The sequence below is a fragment of the Shewanella sp. Scap07 genome (assembly GCF_013394145.1).
Lineage (GTDB): Bacteria > Pseudomonadota > Gammaproteobacteria > Enterobacterales > Shewanellaceae > Shewanella > Shewanella waksmanii.
Window position 1 is genome coordinate 3351769 of the sequence record NZ_CP041329.1, and the last position, 24059, is coordinate 3375827.

The window sequence follows — 24059 nt, forward strand, 5'->3', positions numbered from 1 at the left end:
AACTCTTAGGTTGGCTGCCAAAAGCTATGATAAACTTTGCGGCCGCGTTATTTGAGGCAATTTATGACTACTTACTCGCTTTCACTGGCCCACATTAATGATACCCACTCACATTTTGATCCTAACCATGTGCAGTTTGATGTGCAGCTAAACGATAAGCAGTTTGAAGTTTATAGTCATAGTGGCGGTGCCGCGCGTATTGCCTATCAAGTTGCCCAAGTACGAAAGTTGGCCCAAGAGAAGCAACAACACTTTCTATTTCTGCATGGCGGTGACAGTTTTCAGGGCACTTTGTACTTCAACCAGTTTAAAGGTAAAGCCAACGCTCACCTGCTTAATTTATTGGCCCCTGATGCGATGGTTTTAGGTAACCATGAAATTGATGCCGGCAATGCCCCGGTAAGCGATTTTCTTAACAATATTCAATTCCCGTTGCTGGCAGGCAATATGGACTTAAGCGCAGAAGATGCTACTAAAGCCCATAAACTCGCTAATCACCCTAACTTATACGACTACGATCCGCAGCTAGGTATTGCCAACTATATTGTGCAACCTTTTTACGATAAGCAACTCGCGATTGTCGGTATTACCCTCGATCAGATGAAACAGATTGCTCGACCCGATGCCGATACCGAGTTTGTCAATGCCGTGGCTACGGTGCGGCAAACAATTGAGCATCTGCACCAGCAGGATATCAAGCACATCGTCGTGCTCAGCCATTTAGGTATTATTCAAGACCGCGAGCTTGCCGAACAAGTCGACGGCATAAGCTTAATTGTTGGCGGACATAGTCACACCCTACAGGGCGATTTTAGTGAGCTTGGCCTAAGTGCCTCACCCTACGGTGAAATACGCAATCACACCCCGATTGTGCAGGCGGGTAAATACGCCGAAACCATCGGATTAGCCGAGATAATTTTTGACAACCAAGGCAAAGTCACCTCACTTACCGGTGACAACTACTTCATGCTGGATAAGACCTTTTTAGCTGAATCAGCTCAAGGAGTCACCCAGTTAGAGCAGCAACAACTGGCCGACCTTTTAGCGGCTAAAGCTAATTTATTAGGAGATGAAAGCTGTAATGACATACAGCAAGTGATTGATCTGCATTACCGCCCCGCAATTGATGCCATGGAGCATCAGGTACTCGGATTTATTCCACGTAATCTCGTCCATACTCGATTACCAAGCAAAGCCCTGCCCCATGGCAGTGAGATTGCACCGTGGATCTGTAAGAGCATTTACCATCAAGTGCATCGTCACCATTGCAAGGTCGACTTCGTACTGCATAATGCTGGCGGCGTGCGCCAGTCGTTAAATAAAGGTCAGCTCACCTTAGCAGATGTATTAGGTCGAATTTTGCCATTTGATCTGCCTTTGGTTAAGTACCGCATTAAAGGTCAATATTTAATTGAAGCACTGGAATCTGCCATTAATAGTGCCACCAACAATAGTGTCACAGGCACTGGCGCAGGTAGCTTTCCTTATACTTATGGGGTGCGTTATTTCTATGATGGCCGCCAAGGCATCGGCCAACGTATCGTAAAAGTAGAAATACTAAGTCATCAACAAACTGATACGTGGCTCGCGATTGACTCCAATCAGTTTTACCATGGCGTATCATCTGCCTATACCACCTCAGGCAAAGAAGGTTATAGCCCATTGCTAAAGGCCTGCTGGCAACGCACGCTAGCTGGGGTCACGTTGCCATCTGCATTTATCGCCTATATGCAAGAACAACATATTGATGAAGCACTGAGCCCACAGGTTAACTATTTAAGCCATTCCTTAGCCGACTAGCTAACTCAGTACCAGGTTTATAACCGCATCAGGTTAAGTTTTTATACAGTGCAAACCCAGCAATCACTTCACCGTTTTTTTGCTGGTAACGCCTATGATGCAGTTGAAAGCCTTGACGGATAAACACCGGCTTAGACATCGCGGATGCATCGACAGTTAATTGCCGGTACCCTTGCTCAATTGCCCATTGCTGCACCTGCACGATAAGTGCAGTGGCTATGCCTTGGTGTTGGTATTGCGGTAGAACATACAAACTATCGATATAACCGCGAGAATGAAAATGGGTTTCCATGTTGATAAAGCCCACGCATCGCCCAGCAACAATTGCTAGCCAGCTACGAGTTTGGCTTAAGCGCTTGCGCCAGTGATAGGTTGAGCGCGGTGCAGCAGACCAAGCATTGAGTTGCGCTGTAGTGTAAAACTCGCCCACATAGCTGTGCACGGCCTGATGATACAATGGGCCTATCTGCTCTGCGTACTGTTTATCAAACTCCACTAACTCAAAATTCATCGCTGCGCCTTGTCACTATCGCACATAAAAAAACGGCGTTAATAGTAAACTACTAACGCCGTTTTAAATAATTCGGGATTATTTTTTATCAATACGACCAACAAACAGTAGCTCGTCAAAAGTACGATCTAGCGTTTTACTGGTGAAGTCGTTCATCCACATCTGTTCTTGAACAACGACGGTATCGCCTTTGCTGATCTCAACTTGTGGGCCTGCAGCCCAAAAAGTCTTGTCTGAATCTTTAATTTGCACATAGGTATAACCACCACCGTTCATGGTATCGACAACGGTACCTTCATGAACAACACCTGCAGCCCATGCACTTGAAATACCCAACGCAAGCGTTGCTACAGCCGCTAGTTTGACCAATTTAGCTATCATTACAATTTCCTTAACGATTTAGATTTGCCAATTATTAAAGCACGCACTCGATAATAAATCTCTATCTAAAGTAGCTAATTACTATTTGATTGCAAACTTTTAGACTTAGCTCTCATTTGCTGCTAGGCGTGCCTATTTGTCGGGAACTTTATTCAACAACGGCTGCAACATCTGCTCCAAGCCATTGAGTTTTATCTCGTACATTAACGCCAATTGCTGACCTAACTTACCTTCTGGGAAGCCTTTTGAGTGGAACCAGACCAAATAGGGTTCAGGTAAAGTGAGCAGTTTTCGTCCAGCATATTTACCAAAGGGCATCGTTTGATTGATTGCCTCAACCAATTGTTTCTCGTCCAACCAGCACTCTCCTAACATTCAATAATCAGCTCATGGGTTATTGGAACACACCGCGCTTACTGACGCTAGTCGCAACTTGGCGTGTGCTCGCCTTAGCTCTGATTTAAGACCTATACCAAATATATATAACAAGACCTCACATACCATGGTTATGGTTATAAGAAATGGATTATTAGCAGCGATTTCACGACAAACACCCGGCAAGTTCAGCCAGCATTTAGCAGTAACATCGGTGTAACATACTGTATTTGTTTTATTATCTAACCATAACCAAACCGAGAATCAATCATTGTCAATTAACTGTCTTATTGCCAGAACCGTCAAGGGATTAACACCAGTCAAAAAAAACAAAAAACGTCAAAAATCATACAGTTGACCCTCGATTAATAAGCCTCTAAATTTGATCATAGACACGCAGTTAACTCATTAAAGTTGCACTAATTTCATTGCGATACCTGCAGTTTTATCGGGTCTCGGACAGGCGCAACAACACCAGTACAAGCAAGGGGAAGCATATGATCATACTCGTCGGCGGAGAAAAAGGAGGAAGCGGCAAGAGTTGCATTGCGCAGAATCTAGCCGTTTTTCTCAGTGCAGAATGCGGCGCTTCCATAATCATGGTCGACTGTGACCCCCAGCGCACTACATCAGACTGGATTCAAGCAAGAAACAACAACCCAGAACTCACCAGCATTAATTGCGTGCAACTATATGGCAAGATTCGTAATGATCTTCTCAGCTTAGAGCAACACTATGACTATGTCATCGTTGATTGCGGCGGCCAAGATAACTTGGCACTGCGCGCCACTATGTCTGTGGCATCCCATGTATTGATGCCGCTTCGCCCTAAACGTCGCGATCTGAAAACGGTTAGCCACATGGATGATATTGTCGCGACGTGTATGATGATCAACCCTAAAATGCAGGCCTCGTTTGTCATTACTCAATGCCCTAGCCTGCCCAATCAAGCTAACCGAATTTTTGAAGCGAAAGATGTGTGTCGCACCTATGACATCAATGTGCTCGATGCCATCACTTACAGTCGTAACATCTACGATGACAGTGAAGAGTCAGGTCTATCAGTGATAGAAATTCAACCAAATGGCAAAGCCGCTGACGAAATTCGCGGTATAGCCTGTGAGCTATTCAATGTAAAAAGTGCCACAGAGGTGCGCAATCAACTGGCGCAAAAACAGCAAGCCAAAATAAGGGGTGATTATGGGACTGGCAGATCTCAAGAAAAACTCTACGCAATCTAAGCGCCAAACCCATATCGATGTGCCCGAACAAATGTCATTGGATGACTTTATTGACGGCTTCATTGATCAGGCTACCACTTATGCTGCTGGCGGTGAACAATCCAACAGCATTGCAGAAATAATAGAATTTAAACCTCATCAGGAGGACAAACAAACGGTTAATCCGGTTCGTACAATAGGTAAAGGCAATGCCCCATTTAGGAAAGCTACTTTTACCTTGAGCGAATCAGCCATTAGTCATCTTGCAGACTTAGCCAGTGGTTGTGATGTGGCCAAGTCAAAACTAATACGCTTCCTCATTGAGCATCATTATTCGCTCAGTGATGATGAACGTAGAAGAGTCGAAAAATCTATCATAGTTGAGTAGACAAACTGTAACACCAAAGTATGTACGCGATCTTTTGGGTTCCTCCCAACCTTTCACTGGCAGCTTACTTTTCCCATAAAGTACTTTCCGAGCTGCCAGTTTTTTTCTTTTGCAGCCTTCAATTGTAAATAACAAGTAAAATAATTATGTACAAGTTTAAGCTAGGATAGTATTAATACTATATCCAAGCCGTTTTACTGGAGTATTGTTTGGTGCAAAAGTTCTTTACTGCGATTTTCATCTATTACGCTTTCATAGTATCAAACAATACTTATGCCCAATTCACACTCGCCGAAATTCCGCCGCTGGACAATAAAAAGCCGCTCACACTGGTAGCCGAGAAGGGTTTTTGGACCGATTATCTGCAACAACAACTGTTACCTAAGTTCACCGCCCAAACCCAAGTCCCCGTCAATGTAGTCTCACTGCCACTTGAACAGATGTACCCTTTGCAAACTCAGTCATTACTCGCGGGCAAAGGCCAATACGATCTATTAACCATGGAAGCCGGTTGGGCCAAAGAGTGGGCATCCAATGGATATACTGTGCCCTTAACAGAACTCGCCAGTTTGTATGACCCCCAAGGCGAGCAAGCGATGAACCATTACTTAGAACCTTATTATGCCTCGTTACTCAATATTCTCTCTTACCGCAACCAAGTGCACGCCATCCCCTACAACAACTATGTAATGGGTAACCACTATCGCTCTGATCTATTTGAACATCCTGAAGAGAAAGCCAATTTTAAAGCCCGTTATCATTATGCTTTAGCGCCACCCCGTGACTTTAAACAGCTACTCGACATCAGTGAGTTCTTCACACGCCAAGCAGGAGACACTTTAGCCGGGCAGCGCCTAAATCAACCTTTTTATGGCCTGGCCTTGATGGCCGGTGAGCGTCCCCATATTAATGATGAGTTTTCCAGTATTTTGTGGAGCCTTGGCGGACATTGGATGAAGCCCAATTATCAACACGATGAGCTCAGTCTGTTCACCATTAGCGCCGATAACCAACCACTGAGACAAGCCGCAGAAATCTACCGTCAACTGCTTCAATACGCCTATCCCACTGATAAAAACTTCGCTTTTGAGCAAGCAGCCAATGCGCTAGCTAACGGCAAAGTGGCGATGTGGCCCTTTGCCTACAACAACTTATGGCAAGCATCTTTCAAAGCAGAGCAAAACATTAACGGCGCCCGTCTTAAGGTCGCCCAAGTGCCCGGCGGTAAGCCCTACAATGGCGCCTATGCCTTTGCCGTTGCTTACGACTCACATAATCCCACTGCGGCATATTGGCTACTTAAGTACATGGGGTCATATCAAGCACAATATGACTACGCACTGGGTGGTGGTAATCCGTGTCGTGCTGATGTCGTATTGTCAGCCGAACTGGGTCAACCGCAACTCAGAGCCATTAATGGTGCGCTAACCGCAAGCCACAAAGCCAACATCTCCTGGGCTAAAAATATCGCTAACCAAGGACACTTTACCAGCAGTGCTATGGGTAGAATCTACCCCGAACTGACTAAGGCTTGCTATCAACTCGCGAATAAAAACAATGATATCGACAGCCAAGTACAGTTACTTCGGCAGCGGATTCTTGAAATTCAGAATCACTATGGTGAGGTTCCAGCGATCGTAAAATGACTATGACAAAGCCACTAAAAAGCCTTAAACAACGGTCAAGATTTGTCTTTATCGTCATTGCAATGATGTCGCTCGCAATTGGCAGTGTGTCACTGTATTTATCGACTCAACTGCAACAACGAATTGACAACTTAGTTAATCACGACACGGTTAAGATAACCACCGCACTGCGTTTAGCCAAAGATGCTCAGCGCCTGCAAGTGATCACTAATCAACTCAAATCCTTTAGTTCAGAAACTCAAAGGCAGCAACTACTACACGCACTATCCACCCAGTGGCAACTGCTGATATCAGCTACGCAACAACTACAATTAATCCCTTTACCTGACAATAAAAAAGCCCGGTTGGTTAAGTTCGAATCACGACTCATCAAAGAGCAATCACAACTGCCTTTACTTAACTCCTTAACTCAATCAGCTTTTTCGGCTAATCAAGCAATAGCCGCAATTGAAAGCCAACTAATAGAGGATGAAGAGCAGATTTTTAACGCCATACAGCAACAGTTAACGGTGTACGACCAAAAAATGATGCAAAGCTTACAACATGCACCGAAAGCATCATTACAGGCGCAGCTAACACAACATCAAACCTTAACGGAGCTACTACATCAATTTCAACTGCTGTTCGCTGAGCTTAATCAGCTGCGCCATACCAAAGATATATTGACTATCAATCAGATCCAACGGCGAACATTGAGATTGTATTTACAGTTAAAATATATCGAAATCGACGATAGCCAAAATCATCAACTTACCCAAGATTGGCTAGCGCGTTTAACGCCTTTGTTAACGGGGCAAAATAACCTCTTTCAATTGAGTCGGAACGCGGTTAATACCGACGCCATTGCCGATGCCCACCTCGATCTGCAGGCTGAATTTTCGCAGCGTATATCCGACTACACGTTAGATTTTGTCAGTCGCAGTGAATCTAAACTTCAACAAAGTGGAGAGCAACTTAAACAAGAAAGTGACTGGTTCGTAATTCTCATTTTCTGTGCGGGCGTGCTTTACACTTTAGTGGTTGCCTTGACTAACTGGCGCTTAATCTCACAAGGCATAGTCGAACCAGTAATCGCCACCAGCTCTGCCATGCACGCGATCGCCAACGAAAAACCACACACACCTTTGCCGCAAACCAATAACCTTGAACTGCAGCAAATGGTCAGCGCCCTAACAACCCTAAAACGCTATGCCACCAAGGTTAAGTCCATTTCTGAAATTGACGGCCTGACAGGGGCATTTAATCGACGTTACTTCGACCAGCGGTTAACCGTAGAGATGCACAAATCAATGCAATACCAACAACCGCTAGCCTTATTACTGTTTGATATTGATCGATTTAAACAATTTAACGACAGATACGGCCACGTTGCCGGAGATGAATGTTTAAAGACTATCGTCAAAACCATCACTAAGGTTGATGGCGTGACTGACGGGATCTTTGCGCGTTACGGTGGTGAAGAATTTGTGCTGTTATTACCAAATACGCACCGAGAAGCCGCTTTCAATCTAGCAAAAAAAATGAAACATGCGGTACGATTGCAATCTATCCCCCATCAAGACTCTGAGTTTTTTGGCATGCTGACGATAAGCATTGGCCTGTGCTGCACCACCATCAACGAAAAAGACAGTGCCACGTCACTAATCCAACGCGCAGATGAAGCATTGTATCTAGCTAAACACAGCGGAAGAAATACCATCAAGGTTGACGAAACCGACTAGAAATTAAATCTTATATTAATCATTGAAAAGCAGTCCTTACTCCCCTATATCAATAATAACTAATTAATTTATGTACGGGATAAGCCATGATGATTGCGTTAATTTTTTTGCTCAGCACCGTGGCTATCGCGTGGGTAGCCACCAGTCAGGTGCGGCTCACGCACCGGCGTCAACGCATCGCCAATAAACCGTTTCCTCGACAGTGGCGCAAAATACTGCAAACAAAGGTTCCTTACTATCGCCACTTACCAGCAGATTTGCAGTTACAACTAAAAAAACATATTCAAATATTTCTCGATGAAAAGGCTTTTGTTGGCTGTGATGGTATGGTGATTAATGATGAGATTCGACTGACAATTGCTTCTCAAGCCTGTTTGCTGTTGTTAAACCGCCCAACCAATTACTACCCTAAGCTACGCAAAATTCTAGTCTACCCCAGTCCCTTTATCGTCAGTAACCAAATGGTGGCGCAAGGTGGGGTTGTCTCCGAGCAGCAACGGGTATTAGCGGGTGAGTCGTGGGAAACAGGCACGGTAATACTGTCATGGCAAACCACCCAAAAAGACACAGCAAACCCTTGTGATGGTAGCAATGTTGTTTTGCATGAATTTGCCCATCAGCTTGATCAAGAAACTGGCCCCGCGAATGGCGCACCACAACTAGACAACACTGAAGATTATCAGCAATGGTCGCAGGTGTTAGCAAACGAGTTTGAGCGCTTACAAAATGCCGCTCACAGTCATGAGTACTCACTGTTTAGTTATTACGGCGCAACCAACCCCGCCGAGTTTTTTGCGGTCATCACCGAAGTATTTTTTGAGCGGCCCCACGCGCTGTTTGCTGAGCACCGTCATTTATATCTTCAACTCAGTCACTTTTTTAAACTTGATCCAGTAAACTGGCATTAGTTGATAAAATAAATCACTAGCCACAGCCAAACTGGGCAAGGTAAAAGGATGATAACAATAATGAATAAGCTGTTAAGTCATAAGAGAATGACACTGAATTTCGCGCTAGCATTTGGGATTTTATGCTTAACTTTGACGGGCGCCAACGCTGAGACACAGTCTCAAGGGCACTCGCTCGCCAGCGCGATGGCAAAAGATGCAGCTGCAAAGGTACTTGATAAGTTGCATCACTATGCCGCCGATGCCGATTGGGACAATTATTTTGCCCTGTATAGCAAAGATGCGGTCTTTATCGGCACCGATGCAGCCGAGTATTGGGACATGAAACAGTTCGCATCCTATGCGCGCCCAACCGACGGCTGGCGCTATCAGCCCATTAGTCGTCGCCTGATGCAATTTGGCGACACTATGGTGTTTGATGAGTTATTAGACAGCCAATCATATGGCACAAGCCGCGGGACTGGCACCTTGATTCTGAACGAAAATGGCTGGCAGATCGCCCAGTACCACTTGAGTTTCCCCATCCCCAACGATATTGCTAAATCTATTACCCAACAGATTAAGACCCACGAAGCGGGCGTACGCAACAGTGAACAGTAAAATCTAAGTTTGATAGGCGTTTAATGGTTAATGGGCGTGCAGAGCGGCGCCCAAACACACATTGGCCAGCTGGGCAAAATGGGTAAAGCCATCATATTCAATCGCGGTAATTACGCGCTCGGTTTGCAACCTGTCAGCAAAAATCACCCCAATCACTTTAGAGTCCACCACCACAGGCGCCAACATAAACCCATGGGGGCTAGTTAATCCACGCAGTTCATCATCAATATACATACGCCATTTACTGGAATTGGGGTCATCGACAAACATGGGGCACTTAAGTGAAATTGCATCAGCAAACACCCCGCTTTTTTGCGAGACATCGACCATAAAATCCTGCTTCATCTGTTCAGACTCTTCGCCTAGCACTAGTCGAGGTTGTAATCTTTTACGATTGGGTGATAGCAACATCAAGGCACAGCGATCAACCCCCAAGCCTTCTAGCATGCCTTCAAGTGTTACCGTAAGCACACGATTAAAGTCGGCTTGCTCCACTGCACAGTTGGTAAGTTCTCTGAGTTTCTTTAGCTGAATTAATTGATTGGGCTCACGCACAAACTGCTCAACTTCTGCCACTTGATAATCTAATGTCAGTAGCTCAGTCTTGGGTAGAAAATCGACCAGCACCTTAGCACCATACGCATCAGCAAGCTTTGCCGTTGCCTTAGTGCAGCGGATCATCCGGCCTTTAAACTCATCAACTTCAACATCGAGCATCTCTGCGGCTTGAGTTATCCGTAGGTTTAATGCGGCTAAATCAACGTTAGGCTCTGCCATTAATTCGCTTATCTTATTCGCCAGAAAAATAGCGCGAATTTCAGGGGTGCGCTCATCGGGATGACTGAGCGATTTAAGTAACACTTCTCCCAGTCCCCAACTTCTGGCAATACCCATTGATAGCTGATTAAAAGAGCCGCCTAGATAGTGGCGCACCGCCGCTTTTTGCGCCTTGTCATCTTCGCATTCATTCAGCAGCCTATCGAGCTGCTCAGTGGGTTCTCCCCCCATGCTCCAAAATGCACTTTCACCAAGTTGGTATAGCAAAGCGGCAACAAAGACCTCTTCTTGTAATTCTTCGCCGTGTTCTTTTAGCATCATCTTCGACAGCATCGCCGCCTGAAAAGAACTCGCCATTAACTTAATTAAGCGCTGATATACGTTCTCAGACAAGCCTTTATTTTCTAGCAGGCTACTCAGCAATTTGGCAGTGATACAAATATTTCTGATGGTATCAAAACCTAACACCACTGCCGCACGGCTAACGGTGGTAACTTGCGTAATGCCTTTACTATAAACGGCACTATTTGCCACCTTAAGGATTTTTGATGTTAACGCATTATCATGCATCACACTGCGGCCAAGAATCGCCAAAGAGGACACATCATCTTTAGCCAGCTTCTCTAAAGATTTGACGGTAGAGCATAGCGCGGGCATCTCCTGCTCGCTGATACGCTGGGTCCAGTAATCGACTCCCTTCGATTGATGTGGATGAGGATTGGTCGTTTTCAAAACGCTCTCTTAATTTGTAGGGGCGCAAAGGGACAAGATATTAAATTGAGTATTACTCTCATCTATAGATGAGCCCATAGTAACGCCCGTTAAAATCCTCTGCATTTATCTTATAAACATAGCGGATATTATGCTGTTATACCTAGTAATTATAGCGACAAATAATACCTTATTTTACCAATGGATGAGCGCTTATTGACCTAAATCATACATTAGTTGGTTAATCATGGTGCAAGGGGACAATCAATTTGCATGGATAACTCAATGGCTAAAAAAGCGCGACAACTTGTTGCACTGGGGGCAAGTAACAAAAATTTGGATAAAAAAAAGCGACTCAATGAGTCGCAAACACAAGCAAGGCTATCGTAGCAATAGAAATGAATAGCCCAGATTAAAAGCCCGCATCGCACGTAGGAATACAACGCGGGAACAACCGGCACACGTGTGGCAGATTGAAAAGGGTGGTAAATTTAAGCATGATGTTAATAGTCAGATTAAGCGCTATGCCGTTAACATCTCGTAGCCAGGTAAAGTCAGAAAATCAACTAACTCATCTGCAAGGGTTATTTGCTCCAGCAATACCGCGGCCTGAGTATAGTTACCATGGGTAAAGCTATCGGGTCCCACTTCTGTTTTAACCGTGGCAAGCTCTTCTACCAACATTGTCTTAAACAAGGCTTTAGTAACCAACTCACCGCTGTCTAAACGCTGTTGATGTTTAATCCATTGCCAAATAGATGCGCGCGAGATCTCAGCTGTCGCGGCGTCTTCCATTAATCCGTAAATGGGGACACAGCCATTGCCGCTGATCCAAGCTTCTATGTATTGCAATGCGATACGAATGTTCAGGCGCATACCCGCTTCTGTTCGCTTGCCATCACAAGGGCTTAGCAGCTCTCTTGCTTGAATAGGCGCATCTACATCGCGAGTAATGTGCAACTGATTGACATGATTATTACCAATAAATTCATTGAAAATACTCATCGCAGTATCTGCAAGTCCTGGATGGGCAACCCAAGTACCGTCGTGACCATTGCGGGCTTCAAGTTCTTTATCGCGGCGCACCTTCGCAAGCACTTCATTATTTTCGCGCTCAGTTTTCGCCGGAATGAATGCAGCCATTCCCCCCATAGCCAACGCCCCACGTTTGTGGCACGTTTTAACCAACAAACGCGAATAGGCGTTCAAAAAGTCTTTGTCCATGGTTAAATCTTGGCGATCAGGCAATATCCGGTCACTGTGTTGTTTCAGCGTTTTGATGTAGCTAAAAATGTAGTCCCAGCGGCCACAATTAAGGGCGACAATGTTAGAACGTAGCTCATACAGGATTTCATCCATTTCAAACACGGCTGGAAGCGTTTCTATCAAGCAAGTACATTTAATCGTGCCTGGCGCTAAGCAAAAACGTTGCTCAACATAGTTAAATACTTTTGCCCACCAGCGCGCTTCAAGATGACTTTCCATTTTAGGAATATAAAAGTAGGGACCAGAGCCATTTTCTAGCAGCTGCCTGTGGTTATGATAAAAGTACAAGCAAAAATCAACTAGCGCCGCAGCGATTGGCTTATCGTTGAATTCAAGGTGCTTTTCTGGCAAATGCAAACCGCGCACTCGGCAAATCAATACCGCGGGATCATCGTTAAGGCTATAGTGCTTACCCGTTTCCGGTGCAGTGTAGCTGATGGTACCGTTAACAGCATCCATCAGGTTTTGCTGACCCTCTATGACCTTTTTCCATGTCGGAGCTAGAGAGTCTTCAAAGTCGGCCATGTAGACTTTTGCATTAGCATTTAGCGCGTTAATCACCATTTTACGGTCAACTGGGCCAGTGATCTCTACCCGTCGGTCCTGCAGATCGTCAGGAATGCCGCGGATCTGCCAGCGACTATCGCGGACTTTTTTAGTTTCAATCAGAAAGTCGGGTAACTCTCCGCCATCAATACGCTGCTGCTTTTGATTACGGGCCTGTATTAATTGCTCAACCTCGGGACCAAACATCTCACACAGTTTGGTAAGTAGCCCAAGCGCACCAGATGTTAGCACTTGCTCTTGTCCTGCAACCTGCTTCCCTTTAATGGCAATTCCTGTCGCGGTCGGCGCTCTTTCTATTGTTTGAATTGTCATCCATCTGTCCTCTTATGCAATTAAACTATCTTTACGGTGAGCTAAATCGCTTATCGCGATTGCTAATATTAAATTGTCACCAAACTGAAACCTGACTAAAACCTAACCACAAAAAATACCGATTGCAACAAAGCTGTAACCTCGAATCGCTTGCGAAACAATGTAAAAAACATAAGTTAAAATGGTAAAGCCAAATAATTAAAGCGATAAAAATCAGTAGTTAAAAAGGAAATACGAGCCATTTTAATTTTAGATTTTCAATTTGTCAGACAAATTGACCATCAAGCTCAATAAGAAAGTTATTACGTAATTAAGCAACTTAAAGTAAATGTAACTTTCCAGCCAAATAGCAACTTTAGACTAGGTGGATTAATAATCGGCGTTTGGCTTTACCTGCCACGGAAAGAAGATAAACCAATAATAATCAGCACCTTAACCACACAATCAACCAACAGCAATTCAAACGATCGTTTTAATTTTACGTTTACGTAAACTAGAGACAAAAGGTTAAGACTAGATATGCAAATGGCAGATTAGTATGTCGATCAACATCGAAAATTAAATTGGTTTACCGACAAAAAAACTAAATAAAATATCATAAAACCGCCTTAACAGCAGAAATCACTAAAAATAAGCTAATTAGTTCTAGTGTTTAGCCTATCTCTATATTTGTGTACAAAGAGGTGATTACGCGGATAAATAAGATGGATTTACATACTTCAGAGGCTTGGCTAAGGAGCAAGCTTGCCTAACTGAGCGATAAGCAAGGTGATGCTCCACCAGTTTGAACAGCCAAGCCAATGCATACAACTAACTATGAGTTACCAAAATAATACCAATCAGTATAAACATTTAGTCACTCAGCGAGAGTTTAGCGGTACTGAGGCAAGGTCATTAAATGCTCCTCGGTAACTGCTCCTGCGTTACCCTACCTCCTATATCCCTATAGTCGTGCATTAATGACATTCACCACATCCATGTGGCTTGCAACGAGTGAAGAGCATAGTTGTTCTACGGTTAAACTCGTTAACACAGCATCAGAACCGCTAAAACTCGCCATTCTGGCGCGTTTTTGGCTACCTATTTCTGCGTTGATTAACCTCGCAAGGGAGCAAGCATTGTTTCAGTACTCACTTTGAATTAGCCGGCCTTGAACTAGTTTGCCAAAAGCGCGCTGAGTTGATCAAATTCTTATACTGATTGGAATAACCACTCATAACATCGACAAATCTTTAGCCTAAACGCTGCTGATTGAACCTGCCATAAAAAAAGCAAAGACACTGTCTTTGCTTTAAAACTACTAAAACTACTAAAACTTATAGCTGTTTATGGCTTTCTAATACAGTATTAGCATGAATTACAGTGAACGGTTTCCTAGTAACACCGTCATCGAGCAGTTTTTTTAATAACTGATCGTCTTTAGACGTTATCATAGATATTTCTGACTCAGTAAAACCATAGTTACGCAGTAAGTCTTGTGGCGCTTTATTATACTGTTTACGTAACACAGCATCACTGGCTAACTGTTCTAAAAATGCATTATGCTTATCCATTTTTCAATCCTTATTTTTTATTAAACAACGTTTCCTACCTGGACGACAGAGTAATATAACTATCGCTACATACCGCACCCCATGGTCTACATAGTTTTTGAAAGCCCTTGCTTAGCATTTAAGCTCAAATGCTAGCAAATAAAACAGGTTCTAACCTAAAGCAAACTTACTCTGGTAAGCATTCGGTAGCGTTTCTCCACTATTATCAAGTTGAAACACCACAGTATTACGACCTGCTTTTTTGGCTCGATACATAGCTAAATCAGCACGATGAGTTATCGGGTCTAAGCTCAAATCGTCAGCTAAGTTACTGGTAACGCCAAAGCTGGCTGTGATATCAAAGGTATAGTTATTATATTTACCCTCAATGGCGGCAATCCCTTCACGGCATAACTCAGCAACTTGTTGCGCTGTCTCGCTGTCACGGTTAGGCAAAAATATCGCAAACTCTTCACCACCCATTCGAACAAGCATGTCTTGGCTGCTAACGCACTTGCGCACCACTTTAGCAACCTGCTTAAGACTCCAATCACCGGCGTGGTGGCCATAGCTATCATTGATCAGTTTAAAATTATCTAAATCTAATATGATAACGCTAAATGGCTTATGGTAAGCAACCGTTTTAACGTATATATTCTCTGCCAACTCTTGTCCTATGCCGCGATTATAAGCGCCAGTGAGTGGGTCAAACTGGGCCAGTTTTTTATAGCGTTGCTTTTGTACTAAGGTGGTAATACCAAAAATAGAGACTAAGACCATACCGCCGAGTGTCACCAATAAAATCATACTATTGCGACTATCTTCTAGTGCCTTCAGCTCTTGACGAGCATTGTATAATTCACGGTCTTGCTCAAGCATTCTTACCTGACGAGTCATTTCGCCGTTCTCGAATTTGGCCATATGATAAGCCTGAGCCTTGGCTTTAGTTTCATCGAGTAATGTCTTAGCTAACGCTTGGTGCAAAGCTAAAGAGTCATATGCCTGTTGGTAATTGCCTTCTGCATGGGCTAAATAGGCAAGCACTTTACTAGCAATCACTTTATTTTCGATATTTACCGACGCTTCAGGTAACGCCATAATCGTATTTGCAGCCAATTGTGCTTGGGCGGGTTGCTGCAAATGGTAATAAGTTTCAGCCAGCAATGCGGTAACATTGTTCAACTCCCACTCAAAATCAAACGACTGATAACCAGTTTGGGCCGCCAACAACAACTGCAATGCTTCAGCGTAGCTGCCTCGCTTTAAATGCGTTTCGGCTTTGCCTTTTTCGGCCATAGCAACAACTAAAGGAATATTACTGGCCGCACAAAAATCTTGCGCTGTCTGAAACAGTTTTTCCGCTTTCTTAAAGTCTGCTTGCTTAAGCGCGGCAACAGCAATAAACAGCGAAGCATAGCAATGATTTAACGGATCAAGCCCTTTGCTCATCTGCCACACCAACTGCGCATAGTGGGACATTTCACTATAAGCTTCTAAATTGGCGTACAAATTTGTTAAACGCAGGTAGGAACTTATTTTAATGTCTAGCTCATCTAACTGTTCAATTTTCGAGAGGTTTTTCGCGATGATATCTAAGGCGCTTTCATATTCACCTAAACCGGTGAATGCTGTAGCTTGGTATAAATAATTATTGGTAAGGCGAGTATTTGATGTCGTAAGACGTTCCGCTTTCTGTAACAAATCTAGTGCTAGTTGAAATTCCGTAGCTAACATATGAACTATGCTTTGGCTAACAAACAATCGACTTAGCTGTTCGTTATTCAATTGTTCCTTAACGGCAAATAACCGCTCAAGTTCTAACTTAGCCCGCTCTGGCTGAGCAACTTGAACACGCTCTAAGTTTGTTAATGCAGCGTCGTAATTGTGACTATCCTCTGCAGCAAAAAGCACTGCACTAAATAGCCATAAAACAACGCCACAATACCACCCTCCCAAAGGGCTATTACTTATTTGCATGAATAATTAAATATGCACTTCTAGATTTATCATCACCCAACAGCTTTTTAATGTCACTGTCATTACCGGACATCACCACCTTAATTTCTTTATCAGTCACACCATTGGCTTGCATTACCCCTACAGGATCTTTCTTATACGCATCGAGTAATTTTGCATCTGTGCCTAACCGCTCGAAAAAATCACTTAACTTTGACATGGTCTCTCCCCTTTTTGACTTACGTTCATTTATTGTTGTTAGTACACTTGCTAACTATAGCTAGCATTTCACTATTAACCTTAATCTAGCCTAAATCCGTCGCAGATATCCCGAGCTTGCTAAGTATTTCATCATTATGGCTCAACGGTTTAGACGGCGGGATTAACAAAGTGGTAATTCCAGAAAGCGCAGCCTCCGGTAAATCAGCTAGATTAATTCGTTCAATTCTTGGACTTTGTGTCGGCAAACTTGCAGCTTCATACAGCACAACTTGATGTTCAGCGGGGTACCACTGTTGCAACTGCTCCACCAACACCTGTAACTTTTCACTACTGGTAGAAAATTGCGTAAGTGTATGCTCACCCGCTATACCAATTTGCCAAAGTAATAAGTGGGCGCAAGGATCCGGTGTATGCTGATAAAACATAAACTGACTCGCTTCAAAACTTTGATGACCACCGGTGCCAGGATCAATCCCCAAATCTGCCCACAAACAGGCTTCAGCTGAAACTCCTGGCAACATTTGAGCGCTATAACCTTCTTCTTTAGCTTGTTCTATGGCTAAGTGCGATACACAAGCAAACACACCTGGATGGCCATAAAAAGCACAGACAACATCTTTGCCATTTTTAACTTCTATGAGAATCGCATCAACCATTTGTGCGTAACTATCGCGACGATTTTTGATCTCTCCCGCCTTAGCATAATAGCCTTGCAATGACCGTACATCGCCGTTGAGTTTTTCAAGCCACCTCTCTGTGTAGGCTTCAGGAACTAAGGTAAACACCACATCGGCTGACTCGATGTAACTTTTGGCAAGTATTGTGATCTGCCCAGCCAATTGCATCCCAGTACCGACACACACTAAACTACCTTGTCGCTTCATTCTTTTATTCCTGCAACATTATGTTCTAAACACCTGTGCCAAAAATATTTAACCGATATTTAGTTCTGTTTATTATTAAGTAAGCCCTTGCATTGTTACGACTTTATAATGACTTTGCAATAGCTAGCTATCAATTTACCAACACCAACTCAACCTTAATATTTAAGCCATCCAATAATCGAAAACTGCGTAAAACGATAGTCAAATACACGGCAAGATGAACTTAATCATCTGATATGAGTCTCAATGCTCAAGGTTTTAACAACAATAGAAGACAATAGCGCTTGTCAGCAGGGTAAGTGCTTGGTTATCATGGCCGACAGATTTTTAGGATGTAACGCAATCAATGACCGATATAAAGCCAAGTAAAACGACAATTAAAAAACGAAGTCTGACTCTATTAGGTGCCGCTGCGCTTTCTCTATCATTGAGTGGCTGTGGTGTATTTGACTGGTTAGTCTACAAGCCTGATATTCCTCAAGGTAACTACGTAGAAACTCAACAGGTTGAGAAGCTACGTATAGAAATGACCAAAGAGCAGGTAGAGTATATTCTCGGCCGCCCTGTGTTACGAGATAGCTTTGCTGATGACACTTGGTATTATGTTTACCATTATAAAAATGGCCGTAATGCGCAAATCACCCACAAAGAGCTAATCATCCACTTTGACGGTGACCAACTCAGTAAAGTAGATGGGGATTATGAGCTAGACGACGATTTCAATACTCCACTTGAGCAAAGTTCATTACCTGAAATTGCACAGGAACTGAGCAACCAAGGTGACTTAGAACCACTTAACCCAGAAGTGCGTCCTGAAGCGAAACCCGAAGTCGACGAGCAGCCACTGAACGAGCTCAAAGAGTTCGAATAAGCACTCAAGAAAAATTAATAAAAAAGGTCGAATACTGAGGTATTCGACCTTTTTTGTGCCACTTAGACAACTCAATTTGTGGCTAATTGATTCAAGCTAACCCTTCGCCAATTAATGCCAAGCTATGATTTGGCCACATTAATAGTTAGACACGTCCACCAGTGATTTTATTGGCTCTGCCTTCATCTTTGGCTTTTTCTGCACGCTTGCGGCGCACATCTTTAGGGTCTGCAATTAAGGGGCGATAAATCTCTACCCGCTGCCCAGGTTGCAATACCTCATGGTGCTTAACCGCGCGACTGAAAATCCCCAACTTAACCTTAGCTAAATCAATATCAGGGAAGAAACTTGCCATGTCACTGAGCTCTACAGCCTCTATGCAGGTAGTACCCGGTGCTACGGTCACTTGAATGCGCTTTTGTTGCTCTGGCAAGGCATATATCACCTCAACCGCAAAGTTATCTGTTTGGTTTGACACACCTGTGCCCTCTACAACGTTGATAAATACGATCTCACTTAGTCATGCTATATCTGCGGATATTGCTTTACTTATAAACGACTTTAGCGCGCTCGGTAAAGGCGGTGACCATTGAAGCCATCAACTCTTTAAAAATCCGCCCAAACGCCATATCCGCCACACTGCTTGAGAATTCAAAATCGAGTTCGAAATTCACTTTACAGGCATCTTCTGTCAGCTCAGTAAATACCCACTCACCGCGCAAATGCTTAAAAGGGCCATTTTCCAGTGCCAACTCTATGCGTTTACCCGGTACCACTTGGTTACGTGTAGTAAACGTCTTACTGATGCCCGCTTTAGCCACGTCGACCGACGCTACCATGGTTTTACCATCAAACTCGAGCACTTTACCGCCCACACAGCCGGGCAGAAACTCTTTATATGACTCAACATCATTAACTAACTGGTACATCTGCATTGCGCTAAAGCGAACTAAAACGCTACGGGAAATCTGTGGCATTGATTTAAGTTACCTATACAAGTATCTGAACGGTTAAGGCTAAAAGCAGCAAATTTTAACATGCTAACCGCGTAAGTACACCCACACAAAAACCACCATTTAAGCGAACAAAAAAACCGCAAACTGTCATCTGATCGCGCTAATTTCTATAAATAATGACAAAGGGGAATTCCAAATTGGCAAGGCGCGCGTATAATGGCCGCCTATGGCTAAGAAAAACGCAAAAAAATCAAAGAACCCACCAGCAACAATCGCACGTAATAAACGCGCGACTTTCGATTACAAATTCGAAGAGAAGTTTGAAGCTGGCTTATCCTTAATGGGATGGGAAGTAAAAGCAATTCGTGTGGGTAAAGTAAACCTGTCAGAAAGCTATGTCTTCATGCGTGATGGCGAAGCTTGGCTGTTTGGTTGCACCATTACGCCGCTAAATACCGCTTCGACTCACGTGGTATGCGATCCAATGCGCGATCGTAAATTACTATTAAACCGCCGTGAACTCGACAAGCTACAAGGACTGGTAGACCGTCAAGGTTATTCTATTGTCCCCATCTCCATGTACTGGCGTAAAGGCGCTTGGGTCAAAATGGAAATTGGCTTAGGTAAGGGTAAGAAAGAACACGACAAGCGCGACGACACCAAAGAGCGCGAATGGAAGATTGAAAAATCACGTACGATGAAAAAAGCGGTTCAACAGTAAGTTGTACGCGTAAAACGTACGGATAACGAACAATCGATTGCACTTGTGGCATTTATCCTTGTTAATCGAGGAATGCACAGGTTACAATCAGTTTGTACTTGGGGGCGATTCTGGATTCGACAAGATTCACGAAACCCTAGGAGCATGCCGAGGGGCGGTTGGCCTCGTAAAAAGCCGCACAGTTATAGTTGCAAACGACGATAACTACGCTCTAGCAGCTTAGGCTCGCTAGCCATCTTGCTCACGTTTCTCAAATGGGCAGAGTATCTAGATGGTCACCTTTACATTTGATAGCGAGGGAACCTTGTTCAGGGGTGAACCGCGAAACAGTACTGAACTCGCCAATTGCAATCCTGTCTTTCGGAGTGTACTTGGTTAACCAAAAGAGAGACTAAGCATGTAGCGCCGAGGATGTAGGCTTTTTGGACGCGGGTTCGAGCCCCGCCGCCTCCACCAATTCGGAAAAGGCCCTAACACAAAAGTGTTGGGGCCTTTTTTATTGGTTGGCCGTTTAGATTGCTATACTACGGACGAGAAGCCGCATGAGGGTTCGACACGTTTGTCAGGAACAACGCCGTGGTTCCATATAAAATAGCCAGTTGAACGTCGCTTGCGACGGCCCCGAAAGGGCGAGTATCAGGCGGATACGAGTAAGCCCGCCCTTCCATTAAATAATCCCTGCCCCATTTGGGCGCTTTGCTATGAGATAGCCCTGTGATCAGAAACTACAATTCCTACATCGTTGGGCTAAGAAGTGTTTCTTGGCTCACAGATTTCTACTTTGCTCTGCAAATCTCCTTGCTCAACCAATAACACTTGGTTATTTTGCCAAATAAGAAAATGTTGACTGAGATAAGCACCTTATGACTGAACAACAACTACTGCAATTGACTGCCCGTGCGGCAGTGCTAAAAGCACTGGCTCATCCCACAAGGTTATGGTTAGTGGAACAACTGCAGCAACAAGAGCGCTGTGTTTGCGAATTAACCGATGGGGTCAACGCCGATATTTCCACAGTGTCTAAGCATCTCAGCGTGTTACGCCAAGCAGGCATTATCAGCAGCCGTCGCGAAGGCAAGCAGATCTATTACCGTCTGCAAACACCCTGCTTGCTAAAAATGCTTAGCTGCGTTGAAAACGTGATTGAGCAAAATGCATCTGCTCAGGCCAAGTTAGTTTAGCTAAACAGTTCGCAATAATGATCAAATCTGAGGTATGAAAATGAATATTGAAATTTTAGGTAGTGGCTGCAAAAAGTGTACGAATCTCGCCGAGGAAGTCTCACAGGTTGCCCAGCAAATGGACATCGAGTTTAACTTAGACAAAGTCACGGATATGGCAAAAATTCTTGAGTACGGCGTGATGTCAACACCCGCTATTGTCATTAATGGCGCGGTCATTACCGCGGGCAGTGTGCCGTCAACAAAAGAGATTGAGAGCCTACTGCAAGCCCATTGCTAACACGTCACAACAAATTGGGGGATTTGAACATGACAACTTCTAAACAAGTGATTAAGTGGCTAACAGCCCTTGCCGTTTTACTTAGTTTAGCTTCATCACCACTATACGCCAAAAGCGACTTAGCGATTGCGCCAACAATTATCACGCTGGCTGACAACCAAGTATTGGCGGTGTACTACTTTCACGGCAATGTGCGCTGCCACTCTTGCAAACAAATAGAAGCACTCACCCGTGATGCCATTGAACAGGCCTATTCGCCGCAGTTACAAGCTGGGCAAGTAAACTTAACCATGGTCAACTTAGAAGCGGACGGAAATGCTCACTATATTGCCGATTTTCAATTGATCACCCGTTCAGTGGTGATTGCGATTGAAGAAGCCGATCAGGTAGTCGAATATCATCGCCTCGACGGAGTGTGGCAGCTTTACAACCAACCACAACAGTTTACCCATTACCTCTATCAGCAAATAGGCAACCTAATTGGCGAGCCGCAAACCCAGCTACCAGGATAAACTGTCATGGTTGAGTGGTTTATAATATTAGGCAGTGCGCTATGGTTTGGCGTGCTGACCTCAATTTCACCGTGCCCGCTTGCCACTAATATTGCTGCGGTATCGTTTCTCAGTAAGCAGGTTAATCACACCACCCAGTCATTGTGGATGGGCGCGGCATACAGTGGCGGAAGAATGTTAAGTTATATGGTGCTAGCAGCACTACTACTGTACGGCGTTACCTCTGCACCTAAGCTGTCTCACTTCTTACAAACCCAAATGAACATCCTACTTGGGCCAGTACTGTTGTTAGTCGGGGCTTGTTTGCTTGGGCTTATTCGCCTGCCAAGCAGTTCATGGGGGCTATCAAACCAACTGCAGCAGTATTTAGCCAAGCAGGGTCAATGGGGGGCGTTTACGTTGGGCAGTATTTTTGCACTGTCTTTTTGCCCCACTTCTGCGGCGTTATTTTTCGCCTCTTTATTACCGTTAATCATGGCGCAGCAATCAAGCTTTTGGGTACCTGCAATCTATGGTGTTGGCACCGCAATGCCGGTGCTCATTATCAGTGCGTTACTCACGTTGGGAACGATTCAAGTTGCCAATATTTATAACCAATTAACCTTGGTTGAACGTTATGCACGCCGCGCATCCGGAGCCATTTTCTTGCTAGCAGGGTTTTACTATTGCTGGTTCTACCTGATGCCATTTTTAAGGTAAGTCTATGTTTATTTGGTTTACATTACTGGCTGATTGGCTAGTTTATGATTGCTTAGGGCTTTCGAATCAAAGCCAGTTAGCCCAAGCGCTGCATTTTTTTGTTGAAGATACCAGCAAGATATTCGCCCTGCTGATAATAATGATTTACGCGATTGGCTGGCTGCGCGCGGCGTTGAATGTCGAGCGAGTTCGCGGATATTTAGCCGGCAAGCCAAAATGGATAGGCTATACCATGGGCTCAGGTTTTGGCGCTGTCACGCCGTTTTGCTCATGCTCCAGTATTCCTGTGTTTCTTGGTTTTACCTCAGCAGGCATACCTATTGGTATCACCATGGCGTTTTTACTGACTTCACCGTTAATTAATGAAGTGGCAATTCTACTGCTGTTTAGTTTGCTTGGGCTAGAAATCACCTTGCTTTACATCACTACAGGCATGGCTATTGGCATTATAGGTGGCGCTATTCTCGATCTATTAAGGGCTGAGCGTTGGCTACAACCGATCGCTGCCAAGGCCTATGCAATGGGGCAAGAGTCCAGTCAAATGGCGACAAACCCCGCCAATGGCCACGCAGAGACAATCACCTGGCGACATCGGCATCAGTTTGCTAAATCTGAAACCAAAGAGATTTTTGGCCGTGTATGGAAGTGGGTGGTTATCGGTGTTGGTCTCGGTGCCGCATTACATGGGTTTGTGCCAGCCGGTTGGCTAGAGGCAAACTTAGGTGACGGTCAATGGTGGAGCGTACCACTGGCCGTATTGGCAGGCATACCGCTATACGCCAATGCCACTGGAGTCATTCCAGTCATGGAAAGCTTGCTGATACAGGGAGTGCCACTTGGGACGACATTGGCATTTTGCATGAGCACCGTAGCTGCCAGTTTTCCAGAATTTGTCATGCTTAAACAAGTGATGCAATGGCGATTGTTAGCGCTGGTTTTTGCGCTGTTGCTCACATCGTTTACGCTAATGGGTTGGGTGCTTAACCTATTGCAGTAGTTAACACATTGCTGCAGAACCATGGGAGCTTTTCTATGATTCTGCAGTAATCAGTACATTAAGCA

Annotated in this window: 25 protein-coding genes and 1 other RNA gene; 15 read left to right on the forward strand and 11 right to left on the reverse strand. The window is 44.3% G+C overall.

What is annotated here, in order from left to right:
* Window positions 1–63: 63 nt before the first annotated feature.
* Window positions 64–1800: a bifunctional UDP-sugar hydrolase/5'-nucleotidase gene (locus FLM48_RS14645; RefSeq protein WP_179025142.1), complete on the forward strand. Its 1737-nt coding sequence runs from the start codon at window positions 64–66 to the stop codon at window positions 1798–1800.
* Window positions 1801–1828: 28 nt separating this feature from the next.
* Here the strand turns inward: FLM48_RS14645 and FLM48_RS14650 are convergent, their stop codons facing one another.
* From FLM48_RS14650 to FLM48_RS14660, 3 genes are all read right to left on the reverse strand, one after another.
* Window positions 1829–2311 carry a GNAT family N-acetyltransferase gene (locus FLM48_RS14650; protein ID WP_179025143.1) on the reverse strand — a complete coding sequence of 161 codons (483 nt, stop codon included), beginning with the start codon at window positions 2309–2311 and terminating at the stop codon, window positions 1829–1831.
* Between the two features lie 78 nt (window positions 2312–2389).
* Entirely contained in the window at window positions 2390–2692 is a 303-nt protein-coding gene (locus tag FLM48_RS14655; RefSeq protein WP_028771634.1) for a hypothetical protein, read from the reverse strand.
* A gap of 132 nt (window positions 2693–2824) precedes the next feature.
* The gene (locus tag FLM48_RS14660) at window positions 2825–3049 is read right to left on the reverse strand and encodes a DUF3820 family protein (protein ID WP_028771633.1); all 225 of its coding nucleotides are present in this window, start codon (window positions 3047–3049) and stop codon (window positions 2825–2827) included.
* Between the two features lie 515 nt (window positions 3050–3564).
* On the opposite strand from FLM48_RS14660, the gene FLM48_RS14665 reads away from it, so the two are divergent.
* The 6 genes from FLM48_RS14665 (at window position 3565) to FLM48_RS14690 (ending at window position 9550) form a co-directional block, all read left to right on the forward strand.
* A complete protein-coding gene (locus FLM48_RS14665; RefSeq protein ID WP_179025144.1) occupies window positions 3565–4308 on the forward strand; it encodes an AAA family ATPase in 744 nt (247 codons plus the stop codon).
* Window positions 4268–4675: a hypothetical protein gene (locus FLM48_RS14670; RefSeq protein ID WP_028771631.1), complete on the forward strand. Its 408-nt coding sequence runs from the start codon at window positions 4268–4270 to the stop codon at window positions 4673–4675. The genes FLM48_RS14665 and FLM48_RS14670 overlap by 41 nt, the downstream gene beginning before the upstream one ends.
* A 212-nt stretch (window positions 4676–4887) precedes the next feature.
* The gene (locus FLM48_RS14675; protein WP_372846966.1) at window positions 4888–6321 is read left to right on the forward strand and encodes an ABC transporter substrate-binding protein; all 1434 of its coding nucleotides are present in this window, start codon (window positions 4888–4890) and stop codon (window positions 6319–6321) included.
* A complete protein-coding gene (locus tag FLM48_RS14680; protein ID WP_179025145.1) occupies window positions 6318–8042 on the forward strand; it encodes a GGDEF domain-containing protein in 1725 nt (574 codons plus the stop codon). The genes FLM48_RS14675 and FLM48_RS14680 overlap by 4 nt, the downstream gene beginning before the upstream one ends.
* Window positions 8043–8128: 86 nt before the next feature.
* Entirely contained in the window at window positions 8129–8950 is an 822-nt protein-coding gene (locus tag FLM48_RS14685; RefSeq protein ID WP_256870947.1) for a zinc-dependent peptidase, read from the forward strand.
* A 60-nt stretch (window positions 8951–9010) separates the two neighbouring features.
* Entirely contained in the window at window positions 9011–9550 is a 540-nt protein-coding gene (locus FLM48_RS14690; protein WP_179025146.1) for a nuclear transport factor 2 family protein, read from the forward strand.
* Between the two features lie 27 nt (window positions 9551–9577).
* Here the strand turns inward: FLM48_RS14690 and FLM48_RS14695 are convergent, their stop codons facing one another.
* From FLM48_RS14695 to FLM48_RS14720, 6 genes are all read right to left on the reverse strand, one after another.
* The gene (locus FLM48_RS14695) at window positions 9578–10984 is read right to left on the reverse strand and encodes an HDOD domain-containing protein (protein ID WP_179026385.1); all 1407 of its coding nucleotides are present in this window, start codon (window positions 10982–10984) and stop codon (window positions 9578–9580) included.
* Between the two features lie 576 nt (window positions 10985–11560).
* Window positions 11561–13183, reverse strand: a complete 1623-nt coding sequence (aceB, locus tag FLM48_RS14700) for a malate synthase A (RefSeq protein ID WP_179025147.1) — start codon at window positions 13181–13183, stop codon at window positions 11561–11563.
* Window positions 13184–14499: 1316 nt separating this feature from the next.
* Complete coding sequence (locus tag FLM48_RS14705) at window positions 14500–14736, reverse strand: hypothetical protein (protein WP_179025148.1); 237 nt, start codon at window positions 14734–14736, stop codon at window positions 14500–14502.
* Window positions 14737–14886: 150 nt separating this feature from the next.
* Window positions 14887–16692 (reverse strand): GGDEF domain-containing protein, encoded by a 1806-nt coding sequence (locus FLM48_RS14710; RefSeq protein ID WP_179025149.1) that lies wholly within the window; start codon window positions 16690–16692, stop codon window positions 14887–14889.
* Complete coding sequence (locus FLM48_RS14715) at window positions 16679–16891, reverse strand: hypothetical protein (protein WP_179025150.1); 213 nt, start codon at window positions 16889–16891, stop codon at window positions 16679–16681. Before FLM48_RS14715 ends, FLM48_RS14710 begins: the two co-directional genes overlap by 14 nt.
* A gap of 85 nt (window positions 16892–16976) precedes the next feature.
* Window positions 16977–17777, reverse strand: coding sequence for an SAM-dependent methyltransferase (locus FLM48_RS14720; RefSeq protein WP_179025151.1), 801 nt, complete (start codon window positions 17775–17777; stop codon window positions 16977–16979).
* Window positions 17778–18123: 346 nt separating this feature from the next.
* Between FLM48_RS14720 and FLM48_RS14725 the strand changes: the two genes are divergently transcribed.
* Window positions 18124–18648, forward strand: coding sequence for an outer membrane protein assembly factor BamE (locus FLM48_RS14725; protein WP_028771624.1), 525 nt, complete (start codon window positions 18124–18126; stop codon window positions 18646–18648).
* Window positions 18649–18793: 145 nt separating this feature from the next.
* Here FLM48_RS14725 and FLM48_RS14730 read toward each other — a convergent pair whose 3' ends face one another.
* Together FLM48_RS14730 and FLM48_RS14735 are read right to left on the reverse strand one after the other, a co-directional pair.
* Window positions 18794–19126 (reverse strand): RnfH family protein, encoded by a 333-nt coding sequence (locus tag FLM48_RS14730; RefSeq protein WP_028771623.1) that lies wholly within the window; start codon window positions 19124–19126, stop codon window positions 18794–18796.
* A gap of 67 nt (window positions 19127–19193) precedes the next feature.
* On the reverse strand, window positions 19194–19625 hold the full coding sequence (locus tag FLM48_RS14735) for an SRPBCC family protein (RefSeq protein ID WP_028771622.1): 432 nt from the start codon (window positions 19623–19625) through the stop codon (window positions 19194–19196).
* Between the two features lie 205 nt (window positions 19626–19830).
* Between FLM48_RS14735 and smpB the strand changes: the two genes are divergently transcribed.
* The 7 genes from smpB to FLM48_RS14770 all read left to right on the forward strand — a co-directional run bounded on the left by smpB (window position 19831) and on the right by FLM48_RS14770 (window position 23994).
* Window positions 19831–20325 carry an SsrA-binding protein SmpB gene (smpB, locus tag FLM48_RS14740; protein ID WP_028771621.1) on the forward strand — a complete coding sequence of 165 codons (495 nt, stop codon included), beginning with the start codon at window positions 19831–19833 and terminating at the stop codon, window positions 20323–20325.
* A 100-nt stretch (window positions 20326–20425) separates the two neighbouring features.
* Window positions 20426–20781, forward strand: a transfer-messenger RNA (tmRNA) gene (ssrA, locus tag FLM48_RS14745).
* Window positions 20782–21188: 407 nt separating this feature from the next.
* Window positions 21189–21506, forward strand: a complete 318-nt coding sequence (locus FLM48_RS14750) for a metalloregulator ArsR/SmtB family transcription factor (RefSeq protein ID WP_179025152.1) — start codon at window positions 21189–21191, stop codon at window positions 21504–21506.
* 40 nt (window positions 21507–21546) lie between these two features.
* Window positions 21547–21786 carry a thioredoxin family protein gene (locus FLM48_RS14755; protein ID WP_179025153.1) on the forward strand — a complete coding sequence of 80 codons (240 nt, stop codon included), beginning with the start codon at window positions 21547–21549 and terminating at the stop codon, window positions 21784–21786.
* Between the two features lie 29 nt (window positions 21787–21815).
* Complete coding sequence (locus FLM48_RS14760) at window positions 21816–22298, forward strand: nitrophenyl compound nitroreductase subunit ArsF family protein (protein WP_179025154.1); 483 nt, start codon at window positions 21816–21818, stop codon at window positions 22296–22298.
* 6 nt (window positions 22299–22304) lie between these two features.
* On the forward strand, window positions 22305–22997 hold the full coding sequence (locus FLM48_RS14765) for an aromatic aminobenezylarsenical efflux permease ArsG family transporter (RefSeq protein ID WP_179025155.1): 693 nt from the start codon (window positions 22305–22307) through the stop codon (window positions 22995–22997).
* Window positions 22998–23001: 4 nt separating this feature from the next.
* Window positions 23002–23994, forward strand: a complete 993-nt coding sequence (locus tag FLM48_RS14770) for a permease (protein ID WP_179025156.1) — start codon at window positions 23002–23004, stop codon at window positions 23992–23994.
* Window positions 23995–24059 lie beyond the last annotated feature (65 nt).